We start from the raw sequence: 15,347 nt of genomic DNA on the forward strand, positions 1-15,347 counted from the left end.
TTTGCACGTGAGAAACAAAAAATGCCAGTCAGCTTAGCTGACTGGCATTCTACTTTTAGGCTTTTAGCAGATGGCGGCTTACGCTGCGTCTGCATCCTTTTCAGGGCTTTGCTCGAGTGTGTTAACGTCGACCATATCAAACGTAAACTCATCCACTCGTACCGCTAACTTGCGTTTTTCGTTGTAACTTAGCAAGGTTTCAACCTCTTGCTCAGTTAAATCGCCATTCTCATGTAGCTTATTAACGGCATTTTCAAACGAGATAAACGGTACAACCGGCGCTTTACGCAAGGCCTTTTGTACTTTAGACAATAACGGCATTGCAGCATGTTTTGCTTTAAATGCTTGTTCGTTAATGTCGTTACCATCACCTGCAATTGGCTTAACAAGGTGCGTTAGCTGCGCTTTAATGCTGGTGTCTTGCAGTGCCGCATTCGATAGCTCTCTGATCAAGTCATCGCTGATGCCGCTAACAGAAGACGTGTAAGTGTTAGTTAAACCGCGCATTAACAAGCGAGTAGGCATATTCGGGAAGTTGTTTACAAAATCCACAATCGCTTTTTCGCCTTGTTGCAATGACCATTCCATCGCATATTTAAAGAATGGAAGGGCTTGCTGACGGTCTTGTACACGCTGCTCGTAAAAACGAACCGCAGCCATACCAGCATAGACATAGCTGATTACGTCACCTAAGCGAGCAGATAAAAGCTCTGCTTTTTTCAGGTCGCCGCCAAGTACTAATAGCGACAAATCGGCAAGTGGTGCAAGTTTTGCCGACAATGCATTCAAACGTTTTTCGTATGGACGCACTTCTACCAAGCTAGACTCTGCATTGCGCATAAACGGCAAGTAGCTGTTTACTTTACTGCGGAAGGCATTTTTAACACTAAAGGCAACGGTTTTGCCTAGTACTTTGTTAAACGCACCGTCTGCACTGCTGTCGTTGCTATGAATAAGGTCAACCATCTCTTTCAAATGTGGGTGACAACGCATTGCACCTTGACCAAAGATCATGAGGTTACGAGTAAGGATATTCGCGCCTTCTACCGTAATGGCAATAGGAAGGGCAGCATAGCCATTAGCAAGGGTGTTTTGTGGCCCGCGTTGAATCGCTTTACCTGCTTGTACGTCCATCGCTGAGTTCATCACGTCGCGACCAAGTTCGGTCATGTGATACTTTGCAATTGCGGTCACAACCGATGGCTTAATGCCTTCGCCGAGGCCTTCAGTGGTTAATACGCGCATCGCTTCTAGCAAGAATGTTTTACCGGCAATATCGGCAAGCTTGTCTTGAATGCCTTCAAAGCGGCCAATGGGCACGCCAAATTGCTCACGTACAAATGAATATTCAGCGGTAGATTTAAACGCAGCTTGTGCCGTTGCTACGCCCATTGCTGGAAGTGAGATACCGCGGCCTGCGCCTAAGCAGCTCACTAGCATCTGCCAACCTTTACCGATGTTCTTTTGGCCACCAATGATAAAGTCCATTGGAATAAATACATCGTTACCGCGTGTTGTGCCGTTATAAAAACGCACGCCCATTGGGTCGTGACGGTTACCAAGCTCAACACCCGGGTGAGATTTTGGAAGCAGTGCACAAGTAATACCGAGCTCAAGCTTCTCGCCTAAAAGTTGGTCTGGGTCGAATACTTTAAACGCTAGGCCTAATACCGTTGCGATAGGTGCAAGGGTGATGTAGCGCTTGTCCCAAGATACGCGAAGGCCAATGACTTCTTCGCCTTCCCATTGGCCTTTGGTCACAATGGCTGCATCTGGGATAGAGCCGGCGTCTGAGCCTGCTTCTGGGCTGGTTAATGCAAAACATGGAATGTCTTGGCCAACGGCTAGGCGTGGCAACCAGTAATTTTGCTGATCTTCAGTTCCGTAGTGCATTAACAACTCGCCTGGGCCTAAGCTGTTAGGGACCATTACAGTAACAGCAATTGCGCCGCTGCGCGCAGCGATAGTCGCTACGATGGTTGAGTTTGCGTACGGGCTAAACTCTAGACCGCCAAATTTCTTCGGAATGATCATCGAGAAAAACTTCTCTTTGCCCAAGAAATCTAACATTTCCTGAGGAATGTGCTCAGAGTTTTGCAGCTCGAAATCGTCGATCATTTCTAAAAGGGTCTGTACTGGACCATCCATAAATGCTTGCTCGTCGGCGCTAAGCTTAGCTTGCGGTAATTGACGCAATGCATGCATGTCAGGCTTGCCTTGGTAAATTGACGATTCAATCCAAACGTCGCCCGCATCGAGTGCTTCCTGCTCTGTGACTGAAATAGGAGGTAATACTTTTTTAAGGCTAGTTCTAATACTCATAATTAACTTATCCGCTCATCTGACCAGTTGGTTTGGTGTATGAAAACATAAAACAATTAAAAGGTCAATTGTTTGATATTTGCACAATGTAATGTACACATTCCACGTGAAAGTAGGGCTTGTTGTTCTATACTGATGTATGGCGCGCACATTCTCGCGGTAACTATGTCTGCTGATTTGGCAAAATATTTAGAACAGAAGTTGGCAAAGATTTTGCTTTAAGTTTTAGAAGCACAAAAAAGTACAAAATATTTAATAAAGTACACAAGCGTGCAAAGAAAAAAGCATCGAAAAGCCGCTAAAAAGCACGAAAAGGTATGAAACGTGCGTAAAAAATACACAAACGAACGCAGATTTCTTCATATTCAGAAAAAGACGGGTTTTTGGCGTAAATAAAGATATAGCAGAGCGCAACCTCACTAAAATGGCGTTAACGCACCGCGCCGTAGTAGTGAAGACTGGGTTCAAAGGATAATTTACATATTTTACTCAACACTTAAAGAGAGCTATTGCCACATGATCAAACAAACTTTTACATCTTACGCACTACTCATTGCGCTAGTCGCGTTTTGTTCCAGCGCCTTTGCACAGCAAAATATGTATGGTGTTGTTTCATTGGGGTATGCAAACAACGATATCGACACCTTTGAAACAGAAGGCTTAAGCTACAAGCTCGGTGTGGGCTATGAACTCACTGAACAATGGTATGTAGAAGGTACCTTTCAAGGCCTAGGTAACGAGGACTCTGGCACGTTTCCAGAATTTGGTTCAAGTACGTCAGACTTTTACGCATTGTCGGTGTCGGCGCTTGGAAAAGCACGTAATCAGTATGGTGAACTTTTTTATCGAGTCGGCGTGGCGCATGTTAATGCGCAAGTTGAAAGCGTTGGTCAGCTAGTATGTGAGCCAAATATCGTTACCCCAGGTTTGTGTGAAATTGATGAAGGTATTATCGCAGGTGTCATTGGACTGGGTTTTGATTTTCATGTGTTTCGAAGTGCAATGGTTCGCTTTGAGGTGGAGTATATTAATGGCGAACAAGGCTACAATGCTAACGCGGCCCATATTGGCGTGCGCCTTAACTTTTAAGTGATCTATGCCGGCACTGACAACGAACAAGTTAGTGTGTAAGGTCATCATGTTGCGAGCGTTTTTGCGATAGATAACCCCTACATCAATAGGAGCAAACGTGAAAAACGAGCTAGATTCAAAACTACTATTGCGCGTGTTTGACAAAATTCGTCAGCACGGCGACCACATGGGTGAGGCTTATACGTTGCAAGGCGTAAAGGCCTATACCGATTTTGACGGATATACCGTGTACCTCGAAGATGCATTGGTAAAATTGAGCTTTGGATTTCATAACCAATACCACTTCGATTACGAGTCGAGCAGTCACTACGAGGCGTTCGAAAAAAAGCTTAAATCTATCGACAGCGCTTTTTAAGCATTTGTGCTAATCTATGACGCTAAACGATTGGCATTCATAGGTTTATCTTGTCTCAACATTCTATCAAAGCCCCTCAATTTGAGGCGCGTTTTTTACTTCCTCATTTTTGGCACGTGTGGCTTGGCGCCGGTGTGTTGTATCTCATTACGTGGCTGCCTTATCGCGTTATCTTATTGCTAGGTAAAGGGTTTGGGCGTCTGCTAGGCGTGTTAGCGCCCAAACGTGTTGCCATCGCGCGGCGCAATATTGCCTTGACCTTCCCCGAGTGGTCACCCCAAGAAGTTGACCGAGTTTTTCAAATGAACATCGATCGCACCGGCATGGCCTTGTTTGAAACCGCCATGGGTTGGTGGTGGCCCGATTGGCGAGTGAAAAAACATATTACCTTTCAAGGCTTTGAGCATATCGACAATATCTTGGCCACAGGCAAAGGGGTGTTTGGGCTGGCGCTGCATAACGTCAATTTAGAGTTTGCATGCAGAGCAATAGGCTACAGTCATCCGAGCATTGCGTTTTATCGCAAGCATAACAATCCGTTGATGGATTATTTCCAATATCATGGCCGCAATCGCGCTAACAAATATATGATCCACAAGCGCAACGCTAAAGCCCTTATTGAGGCGTTAAACGAAGGTGAAATTGGCCTATATTTGCCTGATCAAGACTACGGCGCGGCGCAAAGTATTTTTGTCCCGTTTGGCGGCGTTGAACAAACCGCGACCACTACCGGAACGCTTATGTTTGCTGAGCGCGCAAACTGCGAGCCGGTATTAATCAGCTCTCAATACACCAAGTCTGGCTATACCATCAAATGCTATCCAGTAAATAATTATTTGGTCGATAAAGATAAAGAGCGTGCATTAACTCGGTTAAACGAAGACTTATTAACCCTCATCAAAGAGCAACCGGAAAGTTATCTTTGGATGCACAAAAGGTTTAAAACGCGGCCTGAGTCAGCACCGCAATCACTTTATGAGTAAACATGGGTTTTTGGGCAAAACGAATCTTAATCATTGTATTTGTGGTGATAGGCGCTTTTTTGGTGATCAAATTTATGCCGGAGCCTGCGCTTGACGAAAACGGCATGCCCATTGAAAAGCGCTCTATCGAAACCAACATGGCAAGCTTTTATGAAGAGTTTGGCATGGTGTCAGATAAAAAAATAGACGAGAAATTTGGTGAAAACGTCATTTTACTGCCCCCTCCAGAAACATCTCTAGATCAACAAATTATAGCCGCAACGCGACCCAACCCAAACCCAGGCCGCGCGTTTAATTGGCGTGGCACCTACAAAGTTCGTTCGTTTAGTGTAGATAGCACGCTAAAAGAAAACACAATTGCACACGTGCAAGCAGAAGGTATGGATTTGGTATGGCACTTAAGCCAAGATTTTATTATCTCAGGCCGTTTTTTATCTGAAAACACCGTAGTGGGAATGCTGAACGAACTAGCCGGGGCAATAGACTCTAACTTTTTAGGCGCAGTGAAAGTCTACTACTGTGAAGGCCAGCGCGTTATGGTCATTACCGACCAACAAGACCCCGCCCTCGACAGGTTATGCAAACGCGTTAGACGCTTTTAGTATGCTGCACAGCGCTTTGCTGCTCAAACACCTGATGGTATATCTGCGCTACCGCAGAGAGTTTTGTCATTAGCTTTTCATCACTATACGCAAAGTTACGCTGAGACAATTGAATACGATGCGCGACATGGCGCAGCGCAAGGTAATGTTTTGCAAGCACCGCAGCATCTTGAGCATGCCCGGGCACTTCACGCTCAATAATTTCAAGTAACCTAAGGTTATCTGACCATTCAAGCAGTGCTGAATGCTCACATGAGTAAGCTAATACCCAAAACTGCACAATAAACTCAATATCGACAATGCCGCCGCTACACTGTTTGACATCAAGCTCGTCGCCTTTGGTTTTGTTCAAGTGCTCGCGCATTTTTTCGCGCATTTCAAACACTCGCTTACGTAGCTCAGGAATGTCTCGCTCTCGTGCAAGGGTGTGTTTGCGTATTTCATCAAACCGGGTTTGTAAATCGCTACCGCCAATCACATACCGAGCGCGCACCAAGGCCTGATGCTCCCAAGTCCATGCAGTGTCGCTTTGATACTCTGCAAAGCTATCGACATGACTGATTAAGAGGCCAGAATTACCCGATGGCCGCAGTCGCAAATCTATTTCATACAAAATACCGTGGTAGCACTTGGTGATGCAAAGGTGGGTAAGGCGCTGTACAAGCTTTATGTAAAAGTCTTGCGTGGAGAGCTTTTTCAACGAGCCAAGGCCGTCGGTTTCGCCCTGCCTATCTGCATCATACAAACATACGATGTCTAAGTCAGAGCCGTAGCTTAGCTCTATGCCGCCAAACTTACCGTAAGCGGCAATGCCAAAGCCTTTATTTTCAAAAGACTGGCCTTGGGGTGTGCCATACTTTTGCGTGGTGTGTTGCCATGCATAATCGAGCACTCGCTCAAGAATCACTTCTGCCAGCAAGGTCAGTTTATCGCTCACCTGATTAATCGCCAGCGTGCCGCTTAAATCGGCCGCGGCAATACGAAGCTGCGCAGCATTTTTAAACTGACGCAGGCCATCCATGACCGCTTCGATGTCCTGTGGGTCGATGCGCAGCATGTCTCGCCTGAGCTCATCTTGGCACTGGCTTTTCCACTGGGCGAGGCTGAGTTGGTCAGATTGCAAGTATACCGGTTGAAGTAGCTCGTCGAGCAGCATAGGGTGTAAGGCTATTTGCTCGGCCACCCAGTGACTCTTTATGCTCAAATCGTATAACCGCTTTCTTACCATTGGGTTTTCGAGCAATAAATCCACATAGGTTGTGCGGCCAGTAATGGCCAGTAAAATACCAAAAACACCGCGCACTTGCGCTTGGCTGAGCGCCTTTTCATCGATGCTTAGCTCATTTAATATAACCGGCAGTAGGCGATTGATGGAGCGCAAGCCTCGTTCGCTCACCGCGTTGACCTCTAGCTTTTGTTTAAACTCATGGATGTGGGTGCGTAAAAACACAATGTCATCATGTTCAAGCGCTTCATCAAAAAGCGCAATGGCCTCTTGTTCGCTTAAATCAAGATCCCAAAGGTCGTCAAACGTATGGCCCGAAGCTGTGTTGTCGTCTATCTGAATGGTTTCATTGGTGTCGGCAATTAACGCCATAAAGATATCGTTGATACCCAGCATGGTGGTTTCAATTTTTGCCAGCACAGCCTCAAAATTAGGCAGCGAGAGGAGCGTACATAAACGCTGCTGGTCTTTGTCATTATCCGGGAGTACTTGAGTTTGCTGGTCGTTGAACATTTGTAGGTAGTGCTCAACGGTGCGCAAATAGCAATAATGACTTTCAAGCGTACTGGCCTCTTTTGGGTCAATAAACTGGTGCTCAGTTAAGGCTTTTAATGCACCTAGCGTACTGACTAACTGGCATTGTGGCTCGCGCCCCGCATGAATCAGCTGTAGCGCCTGCACATAAAACTCCACTTCGCGAATGCCGCCTTTACCGAGCTTGATATTTTGCTTGAGCTGGCGCCGTCTGACCTCTTTTTCGATGAGGTGCTTCATTTCTCGAATAGCGTCTAGGGTCGTGAAATCGACATAACGTCGATAGACAAAGGGTTGTACTAAGCCGTGAAGTTCGTCGCTATGGTGATCGGGGTTGATGATTCGCATCTTTTGCATGGCAAAGCGCTCCCATGCCCGGCCTTGCTCTTGATAATAGCTTTCAAAGGCGGCAAAGCTCATCACCAAGGGGCCAGACTCGCCAAGAGGGCGCAGGCGCATGTCTACTCGGTAGCAGCGTCCGTGCTCGGTAATATGATCAAGGGCATAAATGAGCTTTTGTGCGACACGCGTAAAAAATACTTGATGCTCTAAGGGTTTGCTTTTACCCGAAAGTGAATGCCCGGTGGTAGTGCCGGCCTGCTGATATGCAAAAATAAGATCGATATCTGATGAGAAGTTAAGTTCGTGTCCGCCGAGTTTACCCATGGCCATAATTTGCAAATGCTGCATGGGTTGGGGCAAGCCATGTTTGTTTACCGCTTGTTGAAATAGCCACATATAGGTTTGCGACACAAGCTCATCGGCCAGTGCTGAGACCGCGTGCATCGACTGCACAATATCTTGCTTGTGCAGTAAATCTAAGTAACCGATACGTGCCATTTGCAGGTGACGGTAATGGCGAATCGCTTCCATCATCGCCGCTTCGGTGTCACAGGCTTCTAATGCGCTTTTGAGTTCGGATTGATATCGTGTTTTAAACTGCTGTAAGGTCTGGTGCGATGCATCTTCGATAGACTCAAAAATCGCTAACATACCCGCAGGATAGCGCTCACAAGTGCGACAAACAAAGTCACTGGAATGAAGAACGTGAACAAGGTCTTCGTCAAATGTCGCTTCAGTGTGCTGTAGCGTTTCATTATCATCGCTAGCGTCGTTATTGAGCGCGCGCATGGCATTGTTCAAACTGAGTAAGGCAGATTTAACGTGAGCAGAAGGCATGATATATAAACACCACAAGTTGCATGAGGCTTTGCGAAATAAGTGTATCCATCATATTATATTCAGCGTTATGAATACACAGTCTTCGCGCTAATGTTAACCTTCGGATGTATATGGAACAATTAGTTACACTCAACTCGCTTTCATCAGATTTACCCTTATATCTCGCTATCGATATCGGCATAGCAGTCGTACTGCTGTTAGCGATACGCGCTTTGGCTGCGGTGTTTTCAAAAATCAGCGTGCGAGATGAGCTAGGCGAGCGTGATAATTTTGCCTTTGGCATTAGTATCGCCGGGCGCATGTTGTCACTGACCATTGTGTTGTCGGCGGTAGTAGGGCGGCATGTTGGAATGGGGTATGACGTGGCTGCAATGGGCATGCTCATGTTTGGTACCTTAGGCATCTTCTTGGTAAAAGTAGGGCGCTGGGGTCACGACAAAATTGTGCTCAATCGCTTTGACAAAGACAAAATGATTAGCGAGAAAAATGTGTCTGTCGCACTAGTCGACGCGGCAAGCGCCGTTTCTTGCGCCATTATCACCAAGAGCATTATAGAGTGGGCACAAGGTAGCGACATGAATGCCATTGTGGCAATCGTATCTGGCACCGCGGTAGTGCTTTTGGTCTTACTTATGGTCACGCGCCTGTACGAATATCGTTATGCCGAATACAATCAAGACAACTCCTTTCAGCGCACATTGTGTAAGGGGCAGCTTGCCCTTGCTGTGCAACACAGCGGTAACTTAATCGGCACGGCCATTGCCGTATCGGCCGCCGGTAACATTTTACAATACGACGCAACGGCCTATGTGAGCAATATCACCGGGTGGTTAATTGTTGGCTTGAGTATGGCCTTGTTATTAATGCTTTTGAGTTCACTGACCAAGCGTGTAGTGCTATATGGAGTTAACTTTCGTAGAGAGGTAGCTCTGCAACACAATGTAGGTGTGGCAAGCATAGAGGCGGTGTTAGCGATGGGTATTGCCTTGTTATTTAGCAATATCTTGGTGGTTGGGTAAAGGTAGTTTTTGCACAATATGGTCAAAAGGCAAGGCTTGGGCGCCTGCAATCAGCGCTAGCTTGGTTTTTTTCGGTTGTTTTTTTACCCATATTTCAGCGCGCAGGGCATCGCCATGACTTTGCAGTTGCGCCGCATACATCAAGCGCAAAGGAGCTTTGCCTTTTAGCGCCTTAGCGGTTTTAGTAGATTGCGCTTGATGTTCAGCAAAGCGTCTTGCAACGTCGAGGGTGATGCCTGTGTATAGGCTGTTTTGTACGTTTTGCACAAGATACAAAAACCACGGTTTTACTTGCGTTGAATTGGCCAATAATTTACTCGGTTTAAGCGGTTGGTTTACGTTGATAAAGCCTCATCATACCCTGCGTTTTAGTAAAATCGAGCTTTTTGCCGTTTTGCAGTAGCCAAACATCCAAAAATCCTCTCTTACAATTGCCTTTTATTCGCACAATTGGTGTATAATCCTGCGCATCTTAAAGCAAGGAAGCTTGCCAAGTAGCCAGTTTGTATCAGGTATTGGAAATTAAATATGTACGAAAGTTATTACGGCCTCAACTCTAAACCATTCCAGCTCACCCCCGATCCTAAGTTCTTTTTTGCCAGTAAACTGCATAAAAGAGCGATGTCTTATTTGCAATATGGGTTGTCGCAAGCCGAAGGGTTTATCGTTATCACCGGCGATATAGGTACCGGCAAAACCACCATTGCCAATAGCTTACTCAGTAACATAGAAGAAGACATTTACGCCGCCCAAATTGTGACACCAAAGCTCTCGCCCGACGAGTTGGTAAAAATGGTGGCATCTAAATTTAACTTGCCCGCCGAAGATAAATCAAAATCAGATTTACTCGAGAGTATTCAAAAGTTTTTGCAGCAACTTAACCGCAACGGCAAGCGAGCCCTGTTACTAGTGGACGAAGCACAAAACCTCCCGCTTGAGACAATTGAAGAGCTGCGTATGCTGTCTAACTTTCAGCTAAATGGCAAACCTCTACTACAAAGCTTTTTACTCGGACAAGCAGAGCTGCAGCCCATATTGCGTGCGCCGAATATGGAGCAGTTTAGACAGCGCATTGTGGCGTCGTGCCACCTTACGCCTCTTAACCGTGAAGAAATGCAGGAGTATATTGAGCACCGCTTGCACTTTGCAGGTTGTGAAAGAGAGGACTTGATCACGCAAGAATCGTTCGACGCAATTTATCAATTTACCAACGGCGTGCCGCGCAAAGTGAATACGCTTATGGATCGTATTTTGTTGTTTGGCTTTTTAGAAGAGCTCGAAACGTTTGAGCTTGAACCGGTTAAGCAAGTGATTGAAGAAGTCAAAGCCGAGATGTTTATTTCAAAAGCAGGCTTTGTGGATGAGCGCCAACAAACCCATGCTGCCCCAGCCGAGCGCCCCGAAACAGCGTTTATTACCCCTAATGGCAACACCATTCAAGACGCAAAGTACTACAAAGAGATGCTTGGCGAGTTGGTAGATGCATTAGACGACGCAATTAAGCATAAGATAAAGCTGACGCAGTATATCGATAAGATGTTGAAGCAGAAGTACCAAGCTTATGTGCGGTTGAAAAAAGACGACTAGGGGGAGTTTGCAGGTTATGTGCGAGCAACCAAGCTGCAGGTGACTGGCTCATATACGATTCGCCATTTACAAATAAGCCATATACAAAAAGAGCATCATAATCGATGCTCTTTTTTGTTTAGCGACTAGAGTCGAACTCGTAGCGTATTTCAGCTGAAATGCGTCGGTCGGTGAACGGGCCATTGATGCCGAATAGTTGCGCACCGCCTCCGACTCCGCCAAACACGTTTTGTATAAATCCATCTCTATCTAAATAACGAAAGCCTACTGACGCAAATAGTCGGCGCGAGAATTGGCGCTCAAACTCAAGCTCAAATTCTTTGGTAATGGAGTCTGAAAGCTCGCCTTCAAATTCTTGCTCAACGTCAAAGTACTGGGCATTTAGCTTAATGCTAGAGCGTGGGCTGATCTTAACGACGGCGCCCAAGCGGCCGGAGAGCGTATTGGCGTTGCGTTGAATTTCCACTTCTTCGTCATCGCTGGCAGTTACCGATGCGGTGATGGTAGTGCGACGGCGGTCAAACGAGGTTTGCGCCGTCCAGTTTTTACGAATGATGACGCGGTCGTTCAAATCTAACGACGACGTTACCACAGGCAATAAAAAGTCACCGGGTGCTAAGTTGTCGGGGTTGATATTTTCAGATAATGAGCAGTCTGATATATCTGTGCTGCCGTTGGCGCAGACCAACACGCCAGGTTGCTGGTTTAAAAACAATTGAGAGTTGGTATTTACATCTTCGCGGTAGGTAATGCTGCTTCGCCAGTTTCGTAACGAATGAGAAAAGTCTAGCTGTGCTGAGTCACCAAAAAAACGCCGCGCATAGTTGGCGCTTAGGTTTGTACGCCCAGAAAATGCCCAGTTCATGTCTAGGCTTAAAAAGTCGTTTTCTTCATCTGGCTGGGGCTCTTCGTCGGTGAAGCTTTGGCTAGAGGTTGTGGAGCGATTGAAGCCCAGCTCAATAAATCGGTTTTCGCTAGGTTGCCAGGCTATGCCTACGCCATAGGAGTAAAACTCGCGAAGTATTTGGCTTTGCTCTTCGCCTACGTTGTCATCTGATACTTCGTTGTTTTCAACAAAACCTAACAAGCGGATGCTGAAATCTGAGAATATGTTTGTACCTAGTGTTAAATCGACTGACTCTGTTTGAAAATCACTCTGACGCTCTCGTTTACTTTCTGCGGCCTGTAGGTCGAGGCGGTAAAGAAAAGGGCGTAAATCTCGTCCGCTCGTAAAGCCAACATTTGCACTGTAAGTATCACTGTCTAAGTTGCCAATGAAACTAGGGTCAACCTCGGGGTTTTCTGGTGTGGAACGTAACGAATTCATGGCCAAACTTGAGCGAATACCCACAATCTCGCCCGCAGGGAGAATAAAATCTAATGACGCCCGATTGGTGGTGTTTTTACTTAAGTTACCTTCATTAAACAAAAAGTCATCGACCAAAAATGAGTTTTCCCGAAGCGAGCGGTACGATTGGCCACCGCTAACATTCAAACTTAAAAGGTTCGACAGCATTCTATACTGCGTGCGATACCTAAAGTCTGTAAAGTTGTTTGTGACGTCTTCGCTTTCAAGAGAGCGCCTAACGTGATTATGCTCAATACTGATGAAGGCATCTATATCTCGCGCGCCATAGGCTAGGCTCAAAAATGGCTGAACAATGATGTTGTCAGAATCCAAGGTGACGGCGCGGTCTACATCGTCTACCGTTTGCTTCACAAATTCAGTGCTTACGCCTGCGTTGATATTCACGTCGGCATGAGTATGGAGCGCATAGGCGCACAGCAGTGGCAAAAGAGCTAACTTATAGCCCAATTTGTTGCCTAACCCTTCCTTGAGGTTTGCTTGCATGACTAGCTGTCTCGCTCGGCGCCGTAGCTGCCATAGCCATAATAGCCGCCAGATTCTGATTCGGCGATAGACTTGTTGACCACAAAGCCAATGGCCATGTCGGGGTTTAAGCGTCTCACCGCTTCATGAATGTCTTGTAGCTTTGAGCGGCCTTCTTCAACCACCATAACCGCCTGGCCTGCAAAGCTTGCCAGTATGGCCGACTCGTTGATTCCGATAATCGGTGGGGTATCAATAATGACCACGCGGTCGGAGTAGCGAGTCGAAAACTCATTCACAATGTCATTCATGCTGCCACTGGCTAATAACTCGGTAGACAAGTGATGCTCACAGCCAGCGGGTATTACGCGTAGTTTAGGTATGTTGGTTTTATAAATCACATCGCTTAAGGCTGTTACGTTGCCAAGCAAATAGTCCATCAAGCCTTTTTGTTCGTCAACGCCCAGCGTTCTGAGCACATTAGATTTGAGCACGTCTGCATCGACTAAGAGTACTGTTTTGTCTTGTTCGGCAGCGATGCTCATTGCAAGGTTTACGGCGGTAAATGTTTTCCCTTCCGAGGGCCTTGGGCTGCTCACCATGATGATATTGCTATTAGGCAAGGTTTTTGAAAGTGGGCCAAACGCGTTCGACAGTAACTTGCGTTTTATTTCGCGGTACTCTTCGTTAATTTGGCGCCTTGCATTGCTAAGGGTTACAAAGCCCTGCTTTTCTAGGGCTTCAACATCTATTGTCAATGACTTTGAAGACACGCCATTAGGCGCAGCCTTGTCAGCCCCCGCTTGATTAGCTTGACCGTCTGTGGCGTTGTTTGCAATTTGTTCATGAGCTGATGACTGTTGCATGCTGACGGCTTTTTCAAGTGATGTATCTTGACTTGAAGAGGCGCCCACATCATCGGTCATCGGTTGCGACGTTGAGGTATTGTCTTCGGCCTGCTCGCCTGCGGCTTGTTTGCGCGCAGCTTCTTGTTCACGCTGGCGTTGCAAGGCCTTCTCTATAGTACTTTTCATGGCAAGATCTCGCTTAGCAGGTTAATGTTTAGCAGGTCGGTGACCACAAACGTGAGGTAGATAAGAAAAATAGTGCCTGAGGAGAGAGCGAATACCACCATACGCCAGCGATTCCTGCGCTTAATATCGTCTATTTGTAGATGCGTTACTGCGCCTAAAATAGGAAAGTTGCTCACGGTGCTTAGTTGCGTGCCGCGAACTAACACAGGGGTAATCTGGCTAAGTAAAAACGCGACACCTCCGCCAACACCAAAACCTACAATTAGAACCACCGTATAAAAAATCATGCGATTAGGTCCGGTAGCCTCCTGCGGTGCTAATGGCGGTTGTATGATCCTAAACTGCAAATCGTTAGAAGAGGCGTCTGCGCGTTGGGTTAAATCTGCCGACTCTTTGCGCGCAAGCAGTTCTTCGTATTTGTCTTTTATAATATCGTAGTTACGATTACGCGATTGGCCTTCAGCTTCAATTTGCGGTACCAAATCTATCTTGCTTTGCAGGTCTTCTATTTTACTGACGTAGTCTGCCTCACGCACTTTGAGTGAAGCAATTGTGCCTTCTAGTTTGCTAATTTCTAGCGTGATTTCTTGGTTAAGCGTATTGAGAGGAATATCGTCACCATCTTCTTGGTTCAAAAAGGCTTGTATTTCTCTTTCGCGCGCCGCCTTTAAAGAGTCTATAAGCTGAATGGTTTCAATCACGTCTGGGTGCTTGTCGGTAAAACGTAGCTGTAAAAAGTCTAAGTTTGCTTCTAGGGCAATAATGCGTTCATCAAAGCGAGAGGTAATGGCAGGTTCGGCGCCATCTTCGCGCACTGAAAAACTATCGGAGGTTGCGCGTTTGCCAGTGAGCCTTGCTTTCAACGACTCTGCTTGTTGTTCGCCTTCTCTAATGCTTAGGCGAGTTTGCGCAAGCTGCTCCCTCATATTTTGTAGATTGCTATGAAAGGTACCCGACAGTGGCAATATATCGGCATACTGGCGTCTAAAGTCTGCGCGGTCTCGTTCTGCTGTAGCCAAGCGAGACTCATAATCGGCAATTTGCTCATCTAAAAAGCGATTTGCCGTGTCGGTGTCGCGCCTATTGTTTACGAGTGAGCCTTCAACAAACAAATCAAGGGTTTCTTGCACCACTGTGCGAGCCAATATAGCGTCATTTGCTGTATATGAAATCGTAAAAACGTTATCTCGTCCAACTGGTCTAAGCTGAATGTCTTGGGTTAAATCTATGATGAGTTGCTCATATTCACGCTCTGTTTGAGCGGTAATATCTAAATCAGACTCACGTGCGATGATTTCAACATTGGTGCGGCTTAGTAGCGTTTGAGTCATCATTTGCACTTCAAGCTCAGGGTCGCTAGATATCGAAATACCCTGGAGTAAGGGTGCGAGCATGGAGCGTGTATCTACAAATACTTGCGCTCTCGATTCGTATGTATTTGGTAAGTTAGCCACAAACACAAAGCCTATAGGGCATAACAACCAAGAGGAAATAATAAGATACCGCTTACGTATCCAAATGCCTCTAAAATAATCGAGGATCAGTTGGATGGTTTCTTGTAAATCTTGCATTTAATCTCTC

12 protein-coding genes are annotated in these 15,347 nt (G+C 46.2%); 6 read left to right on the forward strand and 6 right to left on the reverse strand.

Translation table 11 applies throughout. The features are described from left to right. Window positions 1–78 precede the first annotated feature (78 nt). Window positions 79–2,322 (reverse strand): acyl-CoA dehydrogenase, encoded by a 2,244-nt coding sequence (locus KJ365_RS06980; protein ID WP_214450903.1) that lies wholly within the window; start codon window positions 2,320–2,322, stop codon window positions 79–81. A gap of 516 nt (window positions 2,323–2,838) precedes the next feature. Here KJ365_RS06980 and KJ365_RS06985 point away from each other — a divergent pair. The 4 genes from KJ365_RS06985 to KJ365_RS07000 all read left to right on the forward strand — a co-directional run bounded on the left by KJ365_RS06985 (window position 2,839) and on the right by KJ365_RS07000 (window position 5,354). Next, entirely contained in the window at window positions 2,839–3,411 is a 573-nt protein-coding gene (locus KJ365_RS06985; RefSeq protein ID WP_214450904.1) for an outer membrane beta-barrel protein, read from the forward strand. A 100-nt stretch (window positions 3,412–3,511) separates the two neighbouring features. Next, entirely contained in the window at window positions 3,512–3,769 is a 258-nt protein-coding gene (locus tag KJ365_RS06990) for a DUF3081 domain-containing protein (protein ID WP_214450905.1), read from the forward strand. A gap of 50 nt (window positions 3,770–3,819) precedes the next feature. Beyond that, the gene (gene lpxL, locus KJ365_RS06995) at window positions 3,820–4,752 is read left to right on the forward strand and encodes an LpxL/LpxP family Kdo(2)-lipid IV(A) lauroyl/palmitoleoyl acyltransferase (RefSeq protein WP_214450906.1); all 933 of its coding nucleotides are present in this window, start codon (window positions 3,820–3,822) and stop codon (window positions 4,750–4,752) included. A gap of 2 nt (window positions 4,753–4,754) precedes the next feature. Next, entirely contained in the window at window positions 4,755–5,354 is a 600-nt protein-coding gene (locus tag KJ365_RS07000; RefSeq protein ID WP_214450907.1) for a TcpQ domain-containing protein, read from the forward strand. On the opposite strand, the gene glnE is transcribed toward KJ365_RS07000, so the two are convergent. Further along, window positions 5,341–8,292 carry a bifunctional [glutamate--ammonia ligase]-adenylyl-L-tyrosine phosphorylase/[glutamate--ammonia-ligase] adenylyltransferase gene (gene glnE, locus KJ365_RS07005; RefSeq protein ID WP_214450908.1) on the reverse strand — a complete coding sequence of 984 codons (2,952 nt, stop codon included), beginning with the start codon at window positions 8,290–8,292 and terminating at the stop codon, window positions 5,341–5,343. The two genes, KJ365_RS07000 and glnE, sit on opposite strands and share 14 nt — an antisense overlap. Window positions 8,293–8,405: 113 nt before the next feature. Between glnE and KJ365_RS07010 the strand changes: the two genes are divergently transcribed. After that, a complete protein-coding gene (locus KJ365_RS07010; RefSeq protein ID WP_214450909.1) occupies window positions 8,406–9,314 on the forward strand; it encodes a DUF350 domain-containing protein in 909 nt (302 codons plus the stop codon). Here KJ365_RS07010 and KJ365_RS07015 read toward each other — a convergent pair. Continuing rightward, window positions 9,285–9,623, reverse strand: a complete 339-nt coding sequence (locus KJ365_RS07015; RefSeq protein ID WP_214450910.1) for a GIY-YIG nuclease family protein — start codon at window positions 9,621–9,623, stop codon at window positions 9,285–9,287. The two genes, KJ365_RS07010 and KJ365_RS07015, sit on opposite strands and share 30 nt — an antisense overlap. Window positions 9,624–9,842: 219 nt before the next feature. On the opposite strand from KJ365_RS07015, the gene KJ365_RS07020 reads away from it, so the two are divergent. Further along, entirely contained in the window at window positions 9,843–10,901 is a 1,059-nt protein-coding gene (locus KJ365_RS07020; protein ID WP_214450911.1) for an XrtA/PEP-CTERM system-associated ATPase, read from the forward strand. 118 nt (window positions 10,902–11,019) lie between these two features. Here the strand turns inward: KJ365_RS07020 and KJ365_RS07025 are convergent, their stop codons facing one another. Genes KJ365_RS07025 through KJ365_RS07035 form a run of 3 tightly spaced genes read right to left on the reverse strand, consistent with a single transcriptional unit; the run spans window position 11,020 to window position 15,337 of the window. Further along, entirely contained in the window at window positions 11,020–12,753 is a 1,734-nt protein-coding gene (locus KJ365_RS07025; RefSeq protein WP_214450912.1) for a porin family protein, read from the reverse strand. A 2-nt stretch (window positions 12,754–12,755) separates the two neighbouring features. Next, window positions 12,756–13,766 (reverse strand): XrtA-associated tyrosine autokinase, encoded by a 1,011-nt coding sequence (locus tag KJ365_RS07030; RefSeq protein ID WP_214450913.1) that lies wholly within the window; start codon window positions 13,764–13,766, stop codon window positions 12,756–12,758. Beyond that, window positions 13,763–15,337 carry an XrtA system polysaccharide chain length determinant gene (locus tag KJ365_RS07035; protein WP_214450914.1) on the reverse strand — a complete coding sequence of 525 codons (1,575 nt, stop codon included), beginning with the start codon at window positions 15,335–15,337 and terminating at the stop codon, window positions 13,763–13,765. Before KJ365_RS07035 ends, KJ365_RS07030 begins: the two co-directional genes overlap by 4 nt. Window positions 15,338–15,347 lie beyond the last annotated feature (10 nt).

Origin of the sequence: Glaciecola sp. XM2, assembly GCF_018595715.1 — a bacterium.
In the GTDB taxonomy this organism is placed as follows: Bacteria; Pseudomonadota; Gammaproteobacteria; order Enterobacterales; family Alteromonadaceae; genus Glaciecola.